The following is a 19,642-nucleotide window of genomic DNA, read 5'->3' on the forward strand; positions in this document are numbered from 1 at the left end:
AGCATGCGATTGATCCTGTCTTATATCGGCGGCCTGATCTTCGGTCTTGGTATTTCTCTGTCTGGCATGGCCAACCCGGCCAAGGTGCTGAACTTCTTCGACATCGCCGGGTCTTGGGACCCGAGCCTGATCTTCGTGATGGGCGGAGCGCTGATCGTAACCTTCATCGGCTACCGTCTGGTTATGCGCCGTGAAGCGCCTGTCTGTGACAAGCAGTTTCACGTGCCGTCCAGCCGGACCATTGACGCCAAGTTGATCGGCGGCTCGCTGGTCTTCGGTGTTGGCTGGGGCATTGCGGGCTTCTGCCCGGGTGGCGCCTTGCCAGCCATTGGTACTGGCAGCGTAGACGTACTCGTCTTCTGCGCAGCCCTCGTGGTGGGCATCCTGCTTGCCAAAACACTGCAAACTCGCGCCGCAGCGAATGCGCATAACAACTGAAGCGAAAGGGGTCTGATTATGACTGACTATCCAGTTAATATGGACATCAAACCCGAGGTTGACGCCTTCTTCGATGAGGCGACCAACACGATCTCTTATATCGTGAAGGATCCGACCTCGAACGCCTGTGCCATTGTCGACAGCGTTATGGACATCGACTATGCGGCGGGCCGCATCACCTATGACCACGCAGACGAGCTGATCCGCGTGATCAAGGAACGTGGTCTGGACCTGCAGTGGATCATCGAAACTCACGTCCATGCCGACCACCTGTCCGCCGCGCCCTACATCCAGGAGCAACTAGGTGGCAAGATCGGCATCGGCGACAAGATCATGGTCGTGCAGGATACCTTCGGTAAGATCTTCAACGAAGGCACCGAATTCCAGCGTGACGGATCGCAGTTTGATGCGCTGTTCAAGGATGGCGACACCTACATGGTTGGCAATATGCCTGCCTTCGCGATGTACACGCCCGGCCATACACCGGCCTGCATGGTTCATGTCTACGGGAACGCGGCTTTCGTGGGTGATACGCTGTTTATGCCTGATGGTGGCTCGGCCCGCGCCGACTTCCCGGGTGGTGATGCGGCAACGCTTTATGACTCGATCCAGAAGGTCCTGTCCCTGCCGGACGAGACTCGCCTGTTCATGTGCCACGACTATGGCCCGAATGGTCGCGACATCGAGTGGGAAACCACAGTGGGCGATGAAAAAGCGCACAATATCCACGTGGGTCAGGGCAAGTCCAAGGAAGACTTCGTCAAGTTCCGGACCGAACGCGACGCGCAACTGGACATGCCGAAACTGATCATCCCGTCGCTTCAAGTGAACATGCGCGCGGGTGAGGTGCCGACCGATAAGGACGGTGTTCCCATGCTGAAGGTTCCAGTCAACGGCCTCTAAGCGCCGCAGGAGAAAAATCATGGAAATCAATGCACTCACGGCTGACCTCTCGGTCAGCCCACAGATCACTGCTGCCGATGTTCAGCCTTTGAAAGAGCTGGGTTTCCGCACGATCATCTGCAACCGGCCAGACGGTGAAGAAGCGCACCAGCCGCCATATGCAGAGATCGCCGAGGCGGCAAAGGCGGCGGGTCTTCAGTTTGCCTATCTACCTGTAGAGCCAGGTACGTTGGACCCCGCGATCATTCAGGGTTTCGCAGATGCCCTGAACACAAGCCCCGGCCCCGTTCTGGCTTACTGCCGGTCCGGCGCACGATCGACCACCTTGTTTGAGTTGGTAATGCCAAAGTTGGCGCGCACTGCCAGCTAAGGCTTCCTTGCCCGATCTCCCTTTTTCGGGTGAGGAAATGGTTGGCGGAGCAATCCCCGCTGCTCCGCCAGCCTCTAATAAAGGGAATGAGGCCAATTCCGATGCTGAAAACCTATTTTCCGATCCTCGACTGGGGCCGTGCCTATAATAAGCAGGCCTTGTCGAACGACCTGATCGCCGCGGTGATCGTCACGATCATGCTGATCCCGCAATCGCTGGCCTATGCCCTGTTGGCAGGCCTGCCGCCCGAGGCCGGTATCTATGCCTCGATCCTGCCGATCATTCTTTACGCGATCTTTGGCACCAGCCGCGCCTTGGCCGTGGGGCCGGTTGCTGTCGTTTCGTTGATGACCGCCGCTGCAATCGGCGAGGTCGCGGCGCAGGGGACGATGGGATACGCACTGGCCGCGCTGACATTGGCCTTGATGTCCGGGGTCATTCTGCTGGTGATGGGGGTCTTCAAGCTGGGGTTCCTTGCGAATTTCCTGTCCCACCCGGTCATTGCGGGGTTCATCACGGCATCGGGCATCATCATCGCAGCAAGCCAATTGAAGCACATTCTTGGTGTGGACGCGTCGGGCCACAACCTGCTGGAACTTGTCCTGTCGTTGTTTGAGCACTTGGGCCAGGTCAACCTGCCAACGCTGGTGATCGGCGTGACCGCTACGGGTTTTCTATTCTGGGTTCGCATGGGGATGAAGCCCATGTTGATGCGGCTGGGTCTGTCTGCCGGGGCCGCAGGTGTTGCGACCAAAGCGGGCCCCGTGCTGGCCGTCGTTTTCTCGACCGTGGCGGTTTGGGCTTTTGGGCTTGCTGATCAGGGTGTTCGGATTGTTGGCGAGGTGCCGCAAAGCCTGCCGCCCCTGACCATGCCATCATTCTCACCAGAGCTTTTGCGCGATTTGGCGGTGCCCGCGCTGTTGATCTCGGTCATCGGGTTCGTGGAATCCATCTCGGTCGCCCAGACACTGGCCGCTAAAAAGCGGCAGCGGATCGATCCGGATCAGGAACTGATCGGGTTGGGGGCTGCAAATATCGGGGCGGCCTTCACGGGCGGCTACCCGGTTACCGGCGGCTTTGCGCGCTCGGTTGTGAATTATGATGCCGGGGCTGAGACCCCCGCCGCTGGTGCGTTCACCGCGGTCGGGCTGGCCATTGCCGCCGTTGCCCTGACCCCGCTGGTATTCTTCCTGCCCAAAGCCACGCTGGCGGCAACGATCATCGTTGCGGTGCTTAGCCTTGTGGACTTTAGCGTCCTGAAACATAGCTGGAACTACTCGAAGGCCGATTTCATGGCCGTGCTCGCAACCATTCTACTGACCCTTGGCGTCGGGGTAGAGGTCGGCGTGTCCGCCGGGGTGATCCTGTCCGTACTGCTGTATCTCTATCGCACCTCGCGGCCCCATATTGCCGAAGTTGGCCTTGTTGCCGGGACAGAGCATTTCCGCAATATCCTGCGCCATGAGGTGCAGACCCACCCGACCCTGCTGACCATTCGCGTGGACGAAAGCCTGTACTTCGCCAACGCCCGGTATCTGGAAGACTATATCCTGAACCGCGTGTCCGAGGATAAGGCCCTGAAACATGTGGTGCTGATGTGCCCTGCGGTGAATTTCATCGACCTTAGCGCGCTGGAAAGCCTTGAGGCCATCAACCTGCGCCTTCAGGAAATGGGGGTCACACTGCACCTGTCCGAGGTCAAGGGACCGGTCATGGACCGATTGCAGAAGACTCACTTTCTGAACGCGCTGACCGGGCAAGTTTTCTTGTCGCAATATCAGGCGACACACGAACTCACTCCACTGAATGTAGCAAAATAGAGCTTGGCTAGCCCTCTTTCGCCAGAGCTGCGACGACCTCGTTCCTAGCAGTTATCATCCTTTTATGCGGACGACCGTTCTCTGAAAGAGGTGTCCACTTTTTCAATGCATCATTCAGGGTAGTCTGAGCCTTTATGAAAGCCGCTTGATCGGTTTCAAATTGCGTGCGCTTGACCGATTTCTTGTCGTTGTTGCGTTGGCCGGATCCGTCACCCTGCGCCTTGGCTGCATTTTCGGCCTTGAGCTCTCTCTGTGAAGCCGTGTAGGCGGCAAGGGCTTCTTCATACTTGTACATCGCAGAATCCACATCGGACGAATTGAAAGAGGCATCCGACATGGCAGGCCTCAAACCGCAAGCCTCGGATTTGATTTTCAACCAGTTTGGCAATCGTGGTTTGGCCTCACATGGAAGCCAGTCACCCGATTTCTGGTCTGCAATGATTTCATACTCGGTATCGCTTAGGCGGGCCCGCAGATAGTCAACAGCCGCGTCGCAATTGTCCGTGTCGTCCATCAAAACCTCTGCGGATAAGCCACAGGCCTGAACCGCGCTGATGGCTTGCTGGTCACCATCGATACAAGCGCCATAAGCAAGCACACACTTTGCGAATGTCGTGTTCTTGCGAATGGCTTCGCGCGCCTGTCTCCGGTTGCTTGGATTGTCGATTGCTTCGAGATACGCAGCCCAGCCTTCTTTGATGTTTGCTTGCTGCAGGTAGTCTTTCGCCGCGCTGTTCACGGCTTTTACGCTTTTCTCCAACGAGGTCATGGCACCGGCAGTTGCGTGAGTGTGGTCGATCAATCGCATAGTCTCTGCGACGATGCCCATGGTTTCTGCCACGGCGTCGACGATATCGGTTGCATAAAGCTTTTCCAGTGTCGCTTTCTCGCCTGCGGCCACGTTTTCATAGACGGAATAGTTCCCTGCCATGGCCTCCATCTGTTTCACCCATATGGACAGATCCCGGCGCCGTTTTTCAGCGGCTGCGATTTGGAAACCAAGATTGCGGACTTTCATTGCCAACGCCGCCCCAGGAACCGAGGCAAGGGCGATCCCAAGCGCACCTTTTGTGCCCTTGTCCGCCATTTTGAGTTTCAGCTCGTCTGCTTTCAGCTGGCGCGTCAGTTGCGCGATTGCGTCCAAAGCTTCTTGTCTGGCTTCCCCGGGGTTTTCGTCTTTGCCGAGGCTATCAAGGCGCGTCATGTCAGCTTTTCTTTTTAGCTCTTCGATGCGGTTGTTTTCTTCGGCCAGTTCGGCGTCCATTTCCAAAAGGATGCGAGGGTCCTTCATCATCTCCTTCTGGATTTCAATGATCTTCCGTTCGATTTCGTCGGGATCTGCAGCATCGTCCCCGCTGAGATTGTCGAGCATATCTTGTAGATCGCTTAGGTCGCTGCCCATTTTCTCGCGGTCGACGTTGGGGCCCATCTTGCTGAGAATGGCCTGATCCTTGCGTTTTGCGCTGTCTCTGACTTCGGAAATGGCCGTGTCGATATGGCTGCGCGCGTCGTCCAGCATTCGGTGGATGTCTTCGGGCTTCTTGCGCGCAACGTCCAAATCTCTCAGCTCGGAAAGCAGCTTTCTAGCGGCATCCTTCCCATCGTCCTTCTCATCTTTTTCGGGCGTAACTTCAGAAAGGGCCTTAATCGCTGAGTCCACTCCAGAGCGCAGGATCTTCAGATCAGGCGGGGTCTTGTCTGAAGAGCCAGACAGATCCCCATGTAGCCCCTGAAACAGGTCCAACGTGTCTTCAAGGGCGGCCCGCTGGTCGGCTACGGTGGCCATGTCGCTGTTCATTCCGAAACTTGTCTGGCCGCCGGCCCCTTCGATTTCTATGAAAGGAGACACAAACGGATCACCGTTCTGTTCGTTGTCCCAGCCTTCCCCGATATCTTCGAGGGCAACGTTCTTGCGGGTCGCATCTCCTATTACTCCGGTCACACCTGCCGAGACGCCGCCTGCCAGGATCGTGCCGACCTCGGCCATGAATTCTTTCTTCTTTCCGGCCACCCAAAGGTCCTGCAGCTTACCGGCTGCGGCGACAAGAATGGCTGAAGATTTTGGTATTAAGGCGTAGCTGGAGTATTCGGCCCGAGTGTCGGTGTTGTCTTCTTTGGTCGTCGGCATTGAGCCATCATTGGTTCCCAAGCCCGAAACAACATCGGCACCGCAGTTGATCAGGGATGAAGCGAAATCCAGAAAGTGATCCCGCATGGGCCGACCTTTACCGCCCTCAGCGACAGCGGTGCCAAGAGAGACAAGGCTTGCCATCGCACCCTTGGCGGCCGCCGTGTAGAATTTGGCGTCATGAGCTTCGTCCAGATGGCCCTGGGACAACCTGTCCTCGGCACTGGTGACTTCCAACTCACCATCACTGACTCCCAAGGATTGGACTGCTTCCCCTAGTACATCGGCGATGCCGTTTGCGACGCCCAGGGCGACCTCGCGTTTTTGCTGCTTTTGATGGATTTTTTCGGCGGTTTCCACGGCTGTGGTCATCACCGTCCCAGCAACGTTCTGGATCGCCTTGTATTGCAAGTGTTTGCCAAAGGAATTCATCATCTTCATCCCTTTGACCTGACCCTCGTTTTCGCTGAGGAAAGTCTTTGTTTCCTTCAGGGCCGCATTCTGTTCTTCAAGATCCGCGATTTGCGCACGAGCCTTTGCCGCTTCTTCAGGGCTTAGGTCTCCGCTTTGGACCTGAGCATCAAGTTTGAGGATTTCCTGATCGTTTTCTTCAACTTTCTGGTCGATGCCGCCACCGTCTTTAATCTCGTCATCAAGCCATTCATTGAAGTCCTTATCGCCGTCATATTCCTCATACTCTCCCATCATGACCTGGGTGGGCGTCGTGTCGCCTTCCTCGCCGTAGGCTGTCATCATGGTCTCGACATCATTGGTTCGCCGATCATTCTCCATGACGGCTTCCAGTTCTTCTTTGTCCTCGATCCCTGCCGCCTTCAGTTCTTCCTTGTGGTCGGCCCAGATTTTGTCCGCGTCGGCATCTTCTGGAAGCGGTTCGCCATTGCCTTCGATTTTGCGCAAAGCGCTAAGCTTTTCGACCCCTTCAGGGCTTACATCCATTTTGTATTCTCGTGCGTGGATGAATTCTGCAAAGTCCTGACGGCTGGCCTCCATGATGTCTGCCAGCCCGGGTTCCTGCAGGTTACGCATGATCCCATCACCAGTGACCTTGATCGCGTTAACCACGTGTTTGGCGACCTTGATGCCGATGCCGACCGGGTCCGATCCCATCGAAGTCCCGTCTTCACGGTCCATCAGCCTGCGATAAACCTCGGCACCTTCCTGTGTGGCGCGCATGGTTTCACTGTATTCATCCGGAACTAGGTTGGTCGGAAGGACGCCCTGCCGGACAAGCGGTGCCCAAACTTCGGCCTCAATCTCGCGATCCGTAAACATTCCACGTCTTGCCATATCGCGTGAAAGGTCGAGGTAAGGCTGCATCGCCTTTTCCATTTTACGTATCAACTCCGTGCCTTCTTTCGAGGTGAAGTCGACCTTTTTCCCATCGATCTCGGCACCTGTCAGTTGGCCTGCACGATCATCAACAGCGTCCCACTCGGTGTCGGGAACATTCGTTTTGGGTTTAGTGGTTTTAATGATCCTAAGACTTCTGCCTTCCCGTTTGATCTTGTGGGTCGACTTGGTTGTGCTTTCCAAAACGTTGATTGTGCCGTCTTCCGTCTTCATCTTGATCGACATCAGAAGATTACGGGTTGCATCCATGCTTTGGGGTTTGAGCAAATCCGAAACTTGTTTGTCCAAAAAGGCTACACGCTCTTCCTGGCGGCTTTCCATATTGTCAAAAAAGTCGTCTCTGTTTCCGCAGACCGTTTCCAGCCACTGTTTATAGCGTAAGGTGTCCATCTTTGCTGTCTCCTTAGCTTGGCTTGATCTTGGTGTTAAGGATACCTTCAGCGCGGATCAATTCGAGCCGAAGCGGAACGGCCCTTGCGCCTTCGTCGAAGGGGTTCGAGGCATACAGTCGACCAAGCTGAGAATCTGTTAGATGTGTCCGGTACCGTCGAAGCTTCGCAACGGCGTTTTCCCGAAGCTCCATTACCTTGTCTGAATCCGCTTCATCGATCGACTTTGAGAGGACGTCAAAGCCGTGGCCGTCGAATCCTTTCGCAAAGACTTCGACAAAGCGTTTAACTTTGCCGATCTCCTTGTCGATCAGCGCGACAGCCTTTCTGGCGTCACCCGCATCCGACCCCCTTTTCCCGGCGATTGCGTCGAGCTTGTCCCGTTCACCCTCGACCTTCTTGGCAAAATCAGAGATGTCGGTCTTGAACTTGTCGATTGCTACTCCGCATCGTTTTAAAGCATCAGCCGCGGCTGTTTGATCGTTGCTGGGCTTGCCGTCTGCGCGAGGGATAGAATTCGCCTCAATAAAGCGTTCGATTTGTGCGCGCTTCTTTTCGGCATCCGCAATCAGCTCTTTCCACTGATCGACCGTCTTGGTGGTTTTGCTGCGCGACTTGAGCGCCTTCAGCAGAACGCGGTGATTGCTAAGTGCATCCCCGACTCGTTTGTCCATACGCCGATCTTTTTTCCCGAACCGCTTCCAGAAGGCCAACAGGCGAAACGAGTATTTGTCGATCTGCGTTTGCGCCGAATCGTAGATTTGTTGGTATTCTTTTTCGAGCCCCGAACGATCGCGGATTTCCGCTTCGGATTTGCCCAGATCTTCGACCGCTCTTTCCAAGATAGTCGCGCGCGCACTCAGTTCACCCCAAGACCCGCCAGCAGCGGATTTCCCGTCCAGCAATTTAAGCGCTTTGATTTCTTCTCGGATCGTACGCTTCATCGGTTCCAACTGAGAGCGAAGCACCTTGCGAGCGTTGTTCGATCCAGTGTCGTAGTTTGCCCAATACTCTTCGACTTGTGAGTGATAGATACCTTTGTAGGAGCGGCGACGGCGAAGGAAATTTTGAAAACCGCGGCTGAGGTGTTCGTCAGAATCCGAGTTTAAATACGTTTCATATTCTGCGACCACCTTGGACAGCAGCGGTGCATAGTCCTTGGTCAGGAGGCTCTTGATCTCGTTGTAAAGTTTTTCGAGTGCTTTGTGCTCCAGCCCCGCGTCCGTGAAAGGCTGGTTGATCTCGGTCTTTGCAAGATCCGTTGTCAGCGCATCAAGAAGAGCGTGCGCTTCTTTAGGGTCTGTCTCAATGAGTTTTTCATAGGTATCGACCTTATGAACGAAACTTTCGCGTAGTGCGGTGAGATAAGAGTAATGTTTATCGGCCAGTTTCTCGCGGGCCATTTTCAGGAAATGGTCGCAGCGCTGGTAATTGACAAGGTTTTCGTCAACGTGATGCTTGACCTTCAATGCTTCAGAGCGAATGTCTTCCAAGGCTTGATAATGCTCCCAATCAAGCTCTCCGGCTTCGATGAAGCGTTGATGAACATCAACAGCAACAGCAAGCTGATCAAGGTATTCTTGCGGGACACCGTTGGTTTTCGACCGCCCTTTTGCGTGGCCTCCTCCTGATTCATTTCCTCCGGTTCGGACCAACTGCCCGTCTTCGGTCTTGATGAACGTTTTCATTGTGTTCACACCGGCCTCAGCCTTTTTCGCCAACCATTTTCGCAGCGGCGCTTCGACGTCTTTCAAGCGATCGGCAAGGGTATCAATTTCCCGTTCGTTCCGTTCAAGTTCAGCTTTGTTGTCTTCGGTGTTTGGAACGTCTTTGACCCCTCCCAGCTTAACGGAAAGTAAGGCAAGTTCTTGCTGAGGGCCGCGAAGCAGGGGCAACGCATTTGCACCAACATCTTTGGATTTCTGGTATTTACCTGGTCGTTTTCTTTCAGCGGTGCTCAATCGTTCGGCAAAGTCCTTCAATCCTTCGGCTTGCCGCATCAAGTCGTTCACCCGTGCGACGGCATCCCGATACCGATAGTCCAGCATCCCATAGTCATCATCCACCGCTGTCCCGTCCAGATTGGCAAGACTATCGACCGCTCCATCGGCGTTGCTAAGACCCTTACGAAGGGCTTTTGCGGCAGTCAGGATTTTTTGAGCCTCATCCAGATCACCATCTGCCACCTTTTCTTCTGCTTCAGAAAGTTTGGACAGTCTTTGAGTCGGAACGCGTTCGTTCCGCTTTTCATCCAAGTCTTCTTGGGCGGCTTTCCGTTCCGCAGCGATTTCTCGGGATAGGACGTTTTCCGAAAGGATTGCATCGCGTGAATCGACTACGCCTGCGCGCATGCGGATCGCGCGCGCGGACTCAAGGAACTCGAATGCGCGTTGCGGTTCCTTCATGTCCATCAGCTTGTCGGCCATGGCGAGGAAAGACAGTCGCTGTTCCGGCATCCGCTCGGAATGCCCTTCGTCGCGGTCATTCTCTGCAAAACGGCGTTCAGCCTCGATTTGGCGCCTGTATTCAGTGATCGCCTTTTGGCGGTTTTCCTTTGTGTCTCCTTTGTCTTTCAATTCAGGAGACTCGAAAATCTTGGGGGGGGTTCCGATAACAAGCTTATCTAACGCTAGCAGATCCTTCTTCTGTAGCTTGGAAGCCTTTTTCTTCTTTGGCTTGGAAGCCTTGTTCAGAGCTTCGATTGCTTCAGCTGAAGACAAGATTTCTCCCAGAAAGCCTACGTCTACAGTTCTTCCGTACAGAACTTTCAGAACACGGATCGAAAAGTCTCGTTCTGGTGACGAAGCATTGCTGCCGGCTGCGTTGACAGAGTCCTTCATTGCTTATCCCCCCTGCGGATCCGGTCCGTTTGATTTCAATGTAGTGTCGGAAATCTGATCTAGAGCCCCGGTAAGTGCGGCGATGTCGACGTCGACTTTCCACGGGTTTTTAGCGAGAAGCGGGCCGGCGGGATGTTTTTCAACCGAAGCCTTGACCTCTCGAAACGTTGCCACCGCGCGCAGGCGCGTTTTCATACCGGTCGGCCCTGCCGAAACATTGCTTAGGCCTCTTATTGCTTTGGTAACCCGATCCAGCGGGTCTGTGGTCCATGCTTTGATACCCATCTTCGCCAAAACCGTGGTCTCACCCGATGCCGGTTTGTGAGAACGGATCCTGTCCTCAATGCTTTCGAGTGAATTTTCAAAGCTAGATCGTGCCGCTCTCCAAACCGGTTCAATTTCCTTTGTGATATCGATTTCGCGTTTGCCCTGTGTCTCGATCAGCAAAAGCTTGGCCTTGTCAATTTCGGCTTTGGCCAGTTCGAAATCGCCTTTGTTTGCCGAAGCTCGGGCCTCTGCCAGATGTTTGTCTGTGGTAGAAAGATCCGAGCCCTTTGCAACTTCAGTAGCGATATCCTTCTCTAAGGTGTCCAGGCGCGTCAAAAGATCCTTTTTGGCCTTGTCCCGCGCTGTCGCCATGCGAGACTCGACTTTCTCCATCAAGTCTTCGGCTTCGTCGAGATCGTCGAGATTCAGGTTAGAGTAAGCTTGATCTAATTGAGAGCCAGCATCGGATTGCAACTTGTCGTCCCACGGAAGGAGTTTTTTAAACTCCTCTTGGACTTGGTCCAACCGCGCCCGCAAGACAACGCTGTCGTTGTCGTCAGGAGCAGCCAATTTACTGATCGATTCGATATACAGCAGTGCCTGAACTGCACGTCTGGCCTTGTCGGCTTTTTCACGATTTTCCTGATCTTTCTCGGCCTCGCTGATCAGGTGTTCGGCAAGTTTTGCAGCACGGGTCTGATACACCAACGACTTTCGTTGGGTTCCCGAAGCAGCCTCTCCGCCGGCATCGCCCTTTAATTCATTCGCGATCCGAGCCTTCTCTTTGGCGACAATTTTCTTCAACTGTCCCAGTGAAATCGGTTTTCCTTTGGGCTTTTCACTGGCCGGGTGTATCGAGTCCTCTAGCCATTTCATCAGAACAAGCCGGTCCGAGTCACCGAAATAGGCTGACATCTCATCGTCTGTCAGGGTCAGGATTTTGTCATCGGCGCGAGCAGTGTCCGAAGTATACCGATATTCAGAAAGCAGCGCGGCGGCGGCTTCGATTTTTTTCTGCTTGGCCGCTTCGTCAGGAATCAACACGGGTTTTCGGCCAAGTGCCCGCATCAGTCGCCGGGCATATCTCGCTGCGTGTTCATGTCCATGGAACTTATCAGTAAGCTTACCGTCATCGTCGACTTTGCCAGTCTTGGGCGGTGCGAATTCGTCTTTTGCCTCTCCCATCAGGCCCTCCTCAGTTAGGAGACTGAGGCGGTAGGATCACTTACGATCCCCCGCATTTCATTCAATGCGTCACCCAGAGTGCTTTTCAATCCGATGGGCACTCCGAAGTCGTTGTCATCAATCAATTTCACCGCTTCATTGCTATCAAGCATTGACTGAAAGGCCCGGAAAGTGTCTTCGGCCTGCGCGCACGCCTTGTCGATCTTTTCGGGACTGGCACTTTGCAATTCCAGAAAGGATTTGTTCAGTTTAACCTGAAGACCGCCAGTGAAAGAGATCAGCCCTTTGTCTGCAAGCTCTTGGCAGTTTGGATCGTCAAACGCGCCCAGGGCTTTGCGCAGCCCGTCCAGATTGTTTCCGACAACTCTATAAGCGTCATCCCAGACATCACGAACTTGAGCTGCAATTTCGCGACCACTTGGTTTGGGTGTAGGGGGCGTCGACGAAAAAGCTGAGGCGATCAGATCTAAGAGCTTCTTACAGTTCTCTTCATCTCCATTTTTGAGCAATTTCCTGGCACGCGTTAAAGCCTTGGAAAGGCGTTCAATCTCTTTGCTAGGAAGAAGGCTTTTCTGAAGCGCCCGCGCGGTCGAGATCAACCGACCTTCCAGTTCCGAGGGTTCATCGGGTAGATCTTCTTTCTTCGAAACAGTATCGTCTGCTGGAGGTTCCATTGGGACGGGTTGGGCAAGGATGGTTGCGACCTGGTCCAACGCCGCCAGCCCGGCTGTGAAGTCCTTGGCCTTGGCGGCCTCCATTGCCTCTTTAAGCGCGGTTTGGGCAGCACCCACATGCGGGCTAAACTGTTTCAGCGCCGCCGAGAGCAGTTTCATAACTTCTGTACGACGCGCCTGAAATTGTTGCGCTGGTCCCTGATCGGACTTTTGCTTGACAGGCGGCGCCTGTTGCTCGGTTTCTGCCTGGGCATCTGGGGTGTTGAGCAGCTTCGCGATGGCCGGTAGGGTTTTCATCGCGGCGGTGTAATCGCCCGCCTCGGCCCGCACCTTGCCCATCTTCAGCGCGTCTTTCAGCTTGTCGGCAACAGGGCCACCTGCCTTGATCCGCGCCACGGCCTGCGGTTTCACCTTGGCTATCGATGCTTCCCACTTGGCCTGGGCCGGGTCGACCTTTGCTGCTACGCTGGCCTCTTTTTCGGCCTTGGTTGCTGAATCTTGATCACCATCGTCTTCAAGAGTCTGCCCGTTCCCATCCACGATGATCACGCGGCTTGGAGCACCCGGCAACTTGATCAGCTTGAGGTATTTCTTGACGCGTTTCGCCAATCCTGCCGGAGGCTTCTTCTCGCAAGTCAGAAAAACCTCGTCCTTCTGAACGCGCATGGTACCAAGGGCGAACTTGTTGGTTTCGCCTTCGTCCTTCGCGTCAAGCAGCAGCTTTTTCGCGTTCTTGCGCTTGTCGACGAAGATCATCATTCCTTCGTCCTTCTTTCCAAGCGCGAGGGCGAAGTTCAAAATCAACCCGCTGGCGCGGGCCTTTTTGTACCACTCTTTCAGGTGTTTGACGTTCTCGGTATCTGCTGGCATCTGTCTCTGACCAAAGTGAAATAGTTAATCTGACCTTAGTGCCCACGGAAAAGCCTAGCGGCGCCTAGGCGACACGTCTAGAAAAACCCATTCCTTGACGGCAACCTCATTGGCCGCAATCCGCTGACCTTGCGGGATGGGTCGGTTGGTCTTATCTAGCTTGGCTTAAGGATCAGCGGTCGCAAGGCAAACGTCACATATGACATCCAAACCATCCCCCACCCCTATGTCGGGATTGAGCATCGTCAAGCGACTGTTGAGGGAATCTTTGGTTCCGCGCTGGAAGCTATACCTGCTGTCTATCTTCTGCATGATTGGCGTCTCGGCCTTCACTGGCGCACTGGCCTATTCCACCAAGCTGATCGTGAACGAGGTCTTCGTTGATGGTGATACCAAGGCGGCCTTCTACGTGGCCGGTCTGGTGGTGCTGATCTCATTCTTCAAAAGTCTGTTTGAATACGGCAACGGCGTTCTTTCCGTGACATTCCAGCGGGTCATTGCGGCCGGATACCAGCGGATGCTGTTCCAAAAGCTGATGGAAAAAGACGTCTGGTACCTGACCCGCCAGCATTCTGCCACCTTCATGGGGCGGGTGCAGCAACTGGGGGCGGCTTGTGGTGACGTTGTGGTGAATGTCTCGAACAAGCTTTTGACCGAGACGCTGACGCTATTGGCGCTTGTGGGCGTGATGGTCATGCAGGACCCGCTGATGAGCCTGATCAGCTGCATCGTTTTCCCACTGATCTTCTGGATTGTGGGCACTTTGTCCAAGCGGATCCGTTCGGTCGCTGCCGAAGAGACAGAGTTGACCGGCGCCTATATGGGTGTCGGGACAGAGGCGTTTCAGGGCGTGCGCACCGTCAAAAGCTATGGTCTTGAAGACAAGACCTACGCCAAGTTCGACGAGGCGATCGACAAGCTGGAAACCCGTATTCTGGGTATCGCCAAGATCACTGCCGCCACCGTGCCACTGCTGCAATTCATCGGCGGTTTGGTTCTGGGTGGCTTTGTTGTCTACGCCGCGTGGCAGACCCTGAGCATGGGCAAAACCCCCGGTGAGTTTACGGCCTTCATTACCGCCTTCCTGCTGGCCTACCAACCGGCAGAACGGATCTCGAAGGTTCTGGTGCAAATCCAGAAAAGCGTCGTGCAGGCCGGCTACATGTACGAGATCATCGAAACCCCGCCGACCCGTCCTGCTGCGGGCGACAAGACCTTCCCCGAAGGTCCCGGAGCGCTGGAATTTGACGCGGTTTCCTTTGCCTATGAGACCGCCGAAGACGGGGTTAAGGCCCTGTCAGAGGTCAACATAACTTTGAACCCGGGCGAAAAGATCGCATTGGTGGGCCGGTCTGGGGCAGGCAAAAGCACGCTGGTTGATCTGGTCATGCGCTTCTACGATCCGACTTCGGGGCATATTCGTTTGGCTGGCACTGACCTGCGCGAGGTAACGGACGAGGCGATGCGCAACGCGGTCGCCCTGATCAGTCAGGATGTTTTCCTGTTCGAGGGCACGCTGCGCGAAAACATACTGGATGGCAAGCCCGACGCAATCGACGAAGAGCTGGCCCGTGCCATCGAATTCGCAGCCCTGCAGCCGGTGCTGGACATGTTGCCCGATGGTCTGGAAACCAATGTCGGCCCCAATGGGTCGGGCTTGTCTGGCGGTCAAAAACAGCGCGTTGGCATTGCCCGCGCTGTGCTGAAAGACGCCCGCGTCTTTGTCTTCGACGAGGCGACCAGCGCGCTGGACGTCGAAAACGAACGCAGGATCATGGAGCGCCTCAGCGCAGGCTTCGCGGACAAGATCGTTCTGTTTGCCACGCACCGCCCCGCGACGTTGGCATATGTCGACAAGATCCTGATGCTGGATCACGGCAAGGTCGTGGCTTTCGGCCCGCAGCAACAGCTAGAGGCCGAGAACGAGTCTTATCAGAACCTGTTTGCTGCCGCGATGGACGACACGGCCGAAGCCTAGGCCATTTCAGCCAATTCGATGCTGCGGTCTTTCGAGGCTTTGACCACGGCCGAGACCAGAGCGTTCAGGTTGGGCTCGCTCTCGGCGAAAACCTTCAGTGCTGCCGCCGTGGTGCCGCCCGGAGAGGTCACGTTCTCACGCAGTGTCGCCACTTCCGCGAAATTGTCCCCAATCATGGCTGCTGCCCCGACAAGTGTGTCGCGCGCCAGACGGAAGGCAAGGTCTTCCTCTAGCCCTGCATCCTTGCCTGCGGCAACCAAAGCTTCGACAAAGGCAAAGACATAGGCCGGACCAGAGCCCGAAAGCCCGATGACCGCGTGAATGTCTTCTTCGTCGGTCAGAATTTCGACCACACCGACGGCGGTCATCAAGTCTTGTGCTGCGGCCAAGGGCGCCCCTTGGGCAGCTTTATTGGCGACCAATGCAGAGACGCCCTTTTTCAAAAGCGCAGGCGTGTTCGGCATGACGCGCACGATCTTGGCATCTGCGCCCAGTTCAGCTTCGAAGAAGGAGATCGGGGTACCAGCCGCGACCGAGATAAAGAGCGTATCAGCGAAATCGCCCTCAATCTGTCCCATGACTTCTTTCATCATCTGCGGTTTTGTCGCCAGAATCAAAACGGCGGGGTTTGCTGGGATGTCAGCGTTCAGACGCAACCCTTTGGCAGCCTGCTCTTTCAGCCAGTCCGAAGGGTAGGGTTCAACCACGGTCACTGCTTCATGCGCTAGGCCAGTGTCCAGCCAGGCCGCCAGCAATGCAGAGCCCATGCGCCCGCAGCCAATAAGAACCATTCCGTTTTTGTTCAGCGCTTCCATGCTTCGCCCCCAGATTTCATGTTTCTCAACTGGCTTAACAGCCCCCAAAGCCCACTTCCAGACCCTTTGCGCGTTCGGTGTCGCACGTGATTTTGGGGTGCCCGGCGAGCTACAAAAGAAAACCCCTGCCGCAAAGGGCAGGGGTTCCTCTTTCCTATTCGGTCGGACGAGATAGGGTGGGGGCTGAGACCCGTCTGACCGAACTAGCATTTCGCTATGAGGTCAAGGTTCGCCAACGAAACCGGCATGATCTGGGACAGTATGAGAAAACTAAGGGGTCTTTTCCGGGCGAAACTGCGGCATGGGTTGATTTGTTTGGGAAACGCACGCACGGTAATCTTATGACCATTCAAACGCCGACGCCGTTCCCGCAGCAACGCTCTGTTCCAGAGCAGGTGACTTTTGACCGGCGCGAGCTTGGGGTCATCATGTCGCTTTACGGACGGATGGTCGCCGCCGGTGAGTGGCGGGACTATGGCATGTCTTTCCTGCGCGATCGCGCCGTGTTTTCCGTTTTCCGTCGGGCCGCTGAACAGCCGCTGTACCGGATCGAAAAAGACCCAAGGCTTCGCAACAAGCAGGGCCAGTATTCGGTGATTGGCATGGATGGTCAGATCTTGAAGCGCGGGCAAGACCTGCGGACAGTGCTGCGCGTGTTGGAGCGCAAGCTAATCCGACCCGTCGATTAATCCACTCTTTTATGGGCCAGAAGCGGCCCGTCGCCCTGTTCCTCGATCCGGCGCAGAGCGTCGCTCAATGGCTCATAGGCCACGGCCATGTGGTGGGCGTTGGCATGGATCAATGTATGTGGGTCCACGACCAGCGCGACATGCCCTTTCCAGAAAAGCAGGTCACCGCGTTCAAACCCGCTACCAGGGGGCAGAAGACGGCCAAGCTGATCCTGCTGCGGGCCGCTGTCACCGGGGCAATCCCGCCCGCTTGACAAAAAGGCCATTTGCACAAGCCCGGAACAATCGATACCCCAGATCGAATTTCCACCCCACAGGTAGGGGGTTCCAAAGAACATTTGCGCCACCGTAACCGGATCGGCGAATGGCGCGTTTAGCGGACGCAGATGGGGCTTGGGAACAAAGCGGCCCTGTGCTGTTTCAAAGAAATTTCCTTGCGCCGAGACGACGCGAAGTTGGCTGCCAAAGGACAGCGGTTGCGCGTCCGGGTTCTTGAAATCGGCCGAGCCATAGCTGTGCGAGGCCGGAACCGCGATGCGATGGGTCGGGGGCTCTGACACTCCCAATTCGCTTTGCAGGATGGCACCGTGATAACCGTCTCGGCTGGCACGGCCGATGGCATAGTCCCCGTCGGACTGTTCGACCTGAAACGCCTCACCATAAACCAACTGACGCGTACGCCCGGTGTTTGGTTTGGGCAGCAGGTCGGTGACCGGTGATGTAACGCGCAACTCCATTCTAGATCGACAGCAGTTTGGGAAGCGCTTCCAGCACGGCGCGCGCGCCTTGGCCGACACCACCTTTGGGGCGGGCGGGGGCGGCGGCAGGCTGCCAGCCGTAGATGTCGAAATGCATGTATGGGGCCGTGTCCACGAAGCGACGCAGGAACAGGGCGGCCGTGATAGACCCGGCAAAACCCCCGGCGGGCGCATTGTCCAGATCGGCTATCGCGGGTTCGATCATCTGCTCGTAGGGGTCATGGAAAGGCATCCGCCAGACCGGATCGGCGACCTTTGCAGCGGCTTCGGCCAGCTTCCCAGCCGCGCTGTCGTCGTCGGTGTAGAACGGCGCAAGGTCCGGGCCGACTGCCACCCGCGCGGCCCCGGTCAGCGTGGCCATCGACAGGATCAAATCCGCAGGCTCTTCATCTGCAAACGCCAGCGCGTCGGCCAGAACAAGTCGGCCTTCGGCATCTGTATTGTTGATCTCGATCGTCTGACCTTTGCGCGATGTCAGAACATCGCCGGGGCGAAACGCGTTGCCAGCGACACTGTTTTCAACCGCCGGGATCAGCACGCGCAGGCGCAGTGGCAGGCCCAAAGACATAATCATGCGCGCCAGTCCAAGGACGGTGGCCGCACCGCCCATATCCTTTTTCATCAACCCCATAGAGGCGCCGGGCTTCAGGTTCAGGCCACCGGTATCAAAGCAGACACCCTTGCCAACAAGGGTCAGTGCGGGGCCAGCTTTGCCCCACCGCATGTCCAGCAACCGAGGCGGTGTAGTCGATGCGCGTCCGACAGTGTGGATCAGCGGAAAGTTTTGCGACAGCAGCTCGTCGCCCAGAACCTCTGTGACCTCGGCCCCGAACTCTTTACCCAAGCCATGAATCACACCAGCCAGCGTATCCGGCCCCATGTCAGATGTCGGGGTGTTGATCAGATCGCGGGTCAAACATTCGCCCGCTGCAATCTTGGTCAGCCTGTCCGCATCGACGCCTGCAGGGGCTTTCAGGCGCGCTTTCGGCGTTGCCGAGGCCTTGTAGCGATCAAACCGGTACTGGCCCAACAGCCAACCCAAGGCGAATTCGCTTTTGGCCTGAGCCTCCATCTCGTCGGCCTCAAGATGATAGACGCCCTCGGGAAGTGAAGACGCCAATCCGGCCAAATGGAACCGACCGCGTTTGCGCGCGGGCGCTTGCCCGAACCCAACGGCGACCGCGGAAATTGACCCGTCCGGATCCGGCAAAAGGCAGCTTTCTCCAAGCTTTCCCGTGAACCCGGAATTGCGCAGCCAGTCCGCCTGCGCCTTGGGGTGAGAGGCGATCCATTCCTCTGCCTTGTCTTGCTCAATCACATGAATCGGGCAGGAGGCGGCATCGCCCTGTTCGAATTCGGGATACATGGTTGTCCTTTCAGGCTTTTGTTCAAACCTATCGTTCTGAACATCGCCTGCAAGGGTCAACCAATCTCGGCCTGAAGTTCCGAGATCACTTTGATCGAACTGTCTGCCACACGTTCCAGACGCAGCAAGACCGCGTTCATCGCGACGGGGTCGGGATTCTGGCAAAGTTTTTGCACATCGGTCGTCACACGCTGCAAGCTGGTCAGACCCATGGTTTGTGCTGCCGAGTGCAGTCGTCCGGCCGATCTGGCCGTAGCCCCAAGCCGCCCCGTACGAGAGACGGCCCGCAGATGGTCCAGAAGGCATGTCAGATCATTTACCGTCTGCGCGACGCGCTGTTCCCCTTTTTCCAGACCCACCCGAAGATAAACCTCGGCAAGTCGATCAGCATCAACCTGCAAATACTCTCGTGGGTTAAGCCTTTGAATTCTTTCCACCATCGCGAACCCCTTTGATTCCAAGCGCGTGCGCAAAGGATCACCGGCGGCCTTCAACAAAGTCTTTCATTGGAACAGCGAAATACCTTCGATTTCGGGCAAATGCGGCAGAGCTTTGAAACGGCCTGTTAAGCTTGTTCTTTTGGATTGCCATGGCGCTGAAAAGAAAAGAACCACCGACCGGTGGTCGATGGTTCAATATCCGCGTGAGTGGTAGTTCCGGTCTGGATGGGCGCGGATGCCCTGGTTGTGATCACCGGAACAAGGCGAAATGAAGCTCGTCCCTATAATGCGCAACGGTTCCGACCGGCAGTATAACAAGGTTTAGTTTGGACCTATGGAGA

14 protein-coding genes are annotated in these 19,642 nt (G+C 55.9%); 6 read left to right on the forward strand and 8 right to left on the reverse strand.

The window, feature by feature from the left end; all coding sequences use genetic code 11:
• Positions 1–3: 3 nt before the first annotated feature.
• The 4 genes from CLM58_RS03250 to CLM58_RS03265 all read left to right on the forward strand — a co-directional run bounded on the left by CLM58_RS03250 (position 4) and on the right by CLM58_RS03265 (position 3,531).
• Positions 4–438, forward strand: a complete 435-nt coding sequence (locus tag CLM58_RS03250) for a YeeE/YedE family protein (protein ID WP_095594453.1) — start codon at positions 4–6, stop codon at positions 436–438.
• 18 nt (positions 439–456) lie between these two features.
• Positions 457–1,341 (forward strand): MBL fold metallo-hydrolase, encoded by an 885-nt coding sequence (locus CLM58_RS03255; RefSeq protein WP_095594454.1) that lies wholly within the window; start codon positions 457–459, stop codon positions 1,339–1,341.
• A gap of 19 nt (positions 1,342–1,360) precedes the next feature.
• Entirely contained in the window at positions 1,361–1,711 is a 351-nt protein-coding gene (locus CLM58_RS03260; protein WP_095594455.1) for a TIGR01244 family sulfur transferase, read from the forward strand.
• A gap of 101 nt (positions 1,712–1,812) precedes the next feature.
• On the forward strand, positions 1,813–3,531 hold the full coding sequence (locus CLM58_RS03265) for a SulP family inorganic anion transporter (protein WP_229666186.1): 1,719 nt from the start codon (positions 1,813–1,815) through the stop codon (positions 3,529–3,531).
• 7 nt (positions 3,532–3,538) lie between these two features.
• On the opposite strand, the gene CLM58_RS03270 is transcribed toward CLM58_RS03265, so the two are convergent.
• The 4 genes from CLM58_RS03270 to CLM58_RS03285 all read right to left on the reverse strand — a co-directional run bounded on the left by CLM58_RS03270 (position 3,539) and on the right by CLM58_RS03285 (position 13,144).
• The gene (locus CLM58_RS03270; protein ID WP_095594457.1) at positions 3,539–7,420 is read right to left on the reverse strand and encodes a hypothetical protein; all 3,882 of its coding nucleotides are present in this window, start codon (positions 7,418–7,420) and stop codon (positions 3,539–3,541) included.
• A 13-nt stretch (positions 7,421–7,433) separates the two neighbouring features.
• Positions 7,434–9,419: a hypothetical protein gene (locus CLM58_RS03275; protein WP_143226507.1), complete on the reverse strand. Its 1,986-nt coding sequence runs from the start codon at positions 9,417–9,419 to the stop codon at positions 7,434–7,436.
• 843 nt (positions 9,420–10,262) lie between these two features.
• On the reverse strand, positions 10,263–11,711 hold the full coding sequence (locus CLM58_RS03280) for a hypothetical protein (protein WP_095594459.1): 1,449 nt from the start codon (positions 11,709–11,711) through the stop codon (positions 10,263–10,265).
• 14 nt (positions 11,712–11,725) lie between these two features.
• The gene (locus CLM58_RS03285; protein ID WP_143226508.1) at positions 11,726–13,144 is read right to left on the reverse strand and encodes a hypothetical protein; all 1,419 of its coding nucleotides are present in this window, start codon (positions 13,142–13,144) and stop codon (positions 11,726–11,728) included.
• A gap of 367 nt (positions 13,145–13,511) precedes the next feature.
• On the opposite strand from CLM58_RS03285, the gene CLM58_RS03290 reads away from it, so the two are divergent.
• Positions 13,512–15,233, forward strand: coding sequence for an ABC transporter ATP-binding protein (locus CLM58_RS03290; protein ID WP_158221841.1), 1,722 nt, complete (start codon positions 13,512–13,514; stop codon positions 15,231–15,233).
• Here CLM58_RS03290 and proC read toward each other — a convergent pair.
• Positions 15,230–16,048, reverse strand: coding sequence for a pyrroline-5-carboxylate reductase (gene proC / locus CLM58_RS03295; protein WP_095594462.1), 819 nt, complete (start codon positions 16,046–16,048; stop codon positions 15,230–15,232). The two genes, CLM58_RS03290 and proC, sit on opposite strands and share 4 nt — an antisense overlap.
• 341 nt (positions 16,049–16,389) lie before the next feature.
• On the opposite strand from proC, the gene CLM58_RS03300 reads away from it, so the two are divergent.
• A complete protein-coding gene (locus tag CLM58_RS03300) occupies positions 16,390–16,737 on the forward strand; it encodes a DUF2794 domain-containing protein (RefSeq protein ID WP_095594819.1) in 348 nt (115 codons plus the stop codon).
• On the opposite strand, the gene CLM58_RS03305 is transcribed toward CLM58_RS03300, so the two are convergent.
• The 3 genes from CLM58_RS03305 to CLM58_RS03315 are packed head-to-tail and all read right to left on the reverse strand — an operon-like array spanning position 16,734 to position 19,301.
• Positions 16,734–17,474: a C40 family peptidase gene (locus tag CLM58_RS03305; RefSeq protein ID WP_095594463.1), complete on the reverse strand. Its 741-nt coding sequence runs from the start codon at positions 17,472–17,474 to the stop codon at positions 16,734–16,736. The genes CLM58_RS03300 and CLM58_RS03305 overlap by 4 nt on opposite strands.
• Position 17,475: 1 nt before the next feature.
• A complete protein-coding gene (locus CLM58_RS03310; protein WP_095594464.1) occupies positions 17,476–18,861 on the reverse strand; it encodes a leucyl aminopeptidase family protein in 1,386 nt (461 codons plus the stop codon).
• Between the two features lie 56 nt (positions 18,862–18,917).
• Complete coding sequence (locus tag CLM58_RS03315) at positions 18,918–19,301, reverse strand: hypothetical protein (protein ID WP_143226509.1); 384 nt, start codon at positions 19,299–19,301, stop codon at positions 18,918–18,920.
• Positions 19,302–19,642: the final 341 nt, after the last annotated feature.

Origin of the sequence: Actibacterium pelagium (assembly GCF_002285415.1) — a bacterium.
GTDB lineage: Bacteria > Pseudomonadota > Alphaproteobacteria > Rhodobacterales > Rhodobacteraceae > Actibacterium_B > Actibacterium_B pelagium.

What these genes read in the sequence shown, in the direction of transcription:
- CLM58_RS03250 (WP_095594453.1), top strand. Translation starts at nt 4, where the DNA reads ATGCGATTGATCCTGTCTTATATCGGCGGCCTGATCTTCGGTCTTGGT.
- CLM58_RS03265 (WP_229666186.1), top strand. Translation starts at nt 1,813, where the DNA reads ATGCTGAAAACCTATTTTCCGATCCTCGACTGGGGCCGTGCCTATAAT.
- CLM58_RS03305 (WP_095594463.1), bottom strand. Translation starts at nt 17,474, where the DNA reads ATGGAGTTGCGCGTTACATCACCGGTCACCGACCTGCTGCCCAAACCA.
- CLM58_RS03315 (WP_143226509.1), bottom strand. Translation starts at nt 19,301, where the DNA reads ATGGTGGAAAGAATTCAAAGGCTTAACCCACGAGAGTATTTGCAGGTT.
- CLM58_RS03270 (WP_095594457.1), bottom strand. Translation starts at nt 7,420, where the DNA reads ATGGACACCTTACGCTATAAACAGTGGCTGGAAACGGTCTGCGGAAAC.
- CLM58_RS03255 (WP_095594454.1), top strand. Translation starts at nt 457, where the DNA reads ATGACTGACTATCCAGTTAATATGGACATCAAACCCGAGGTTGACGCC.
- CLM58_RS03300 (WP_095594819.1), top strand. Translation starts at nt 16,390, where the DNA reads ATGACCATTCAAACGCCGACGCCGTTCCCGCAGCAACGCTCTGTTCCA.
- CLM58_RS03285 (WP_143226508.1), bottom strand. Translation starts at nt 13,144, where the DNA reads ATGATGATCTTCGTCGACAAGCGCAAGAACGCGAAAAAGCTGCTGCTT.
- CLM58_RS03280 (WP_095594459.1), bottom strand. Translation starts at nt 11,711, where the DNA reads ATGGGAGAGGCAAAAGACGAATTCGCACCGCCCAAGACTGGCAAAGTC.
- CLM58_RS03275 (WP_143226507.1), bottom strand. Translation starts at nt 9,419, where the DNA reads ATGCGGCAAGCCGAAGGATTGAAGGACTTTGCCGAACGATTGAGCACC.
- proC (WP_095594462.1), bottom strand. Translation starts at nt 16,048, where the DNA reads ATGGAAGCGCTGAACAAAAACGGAATGGTTCTTATTGGCTGCGGGCGC.
- CLM58_RS03260 (WP_095594455.1), top strand. Translation starts at nt 1,361, where the DNA reads ATGGAAATCAATGCACTCACGGCTGACCTCTCGGTCAGCCCACAGATC.
- CLM58_RS03310 (WP_095594464.1), bottom strand. Translation starts at nt 18,861, where the DNA reads ATGTATCCCGAATTCGAACAGGGCGATGCCGCCTCCTGCCCGATTCAT.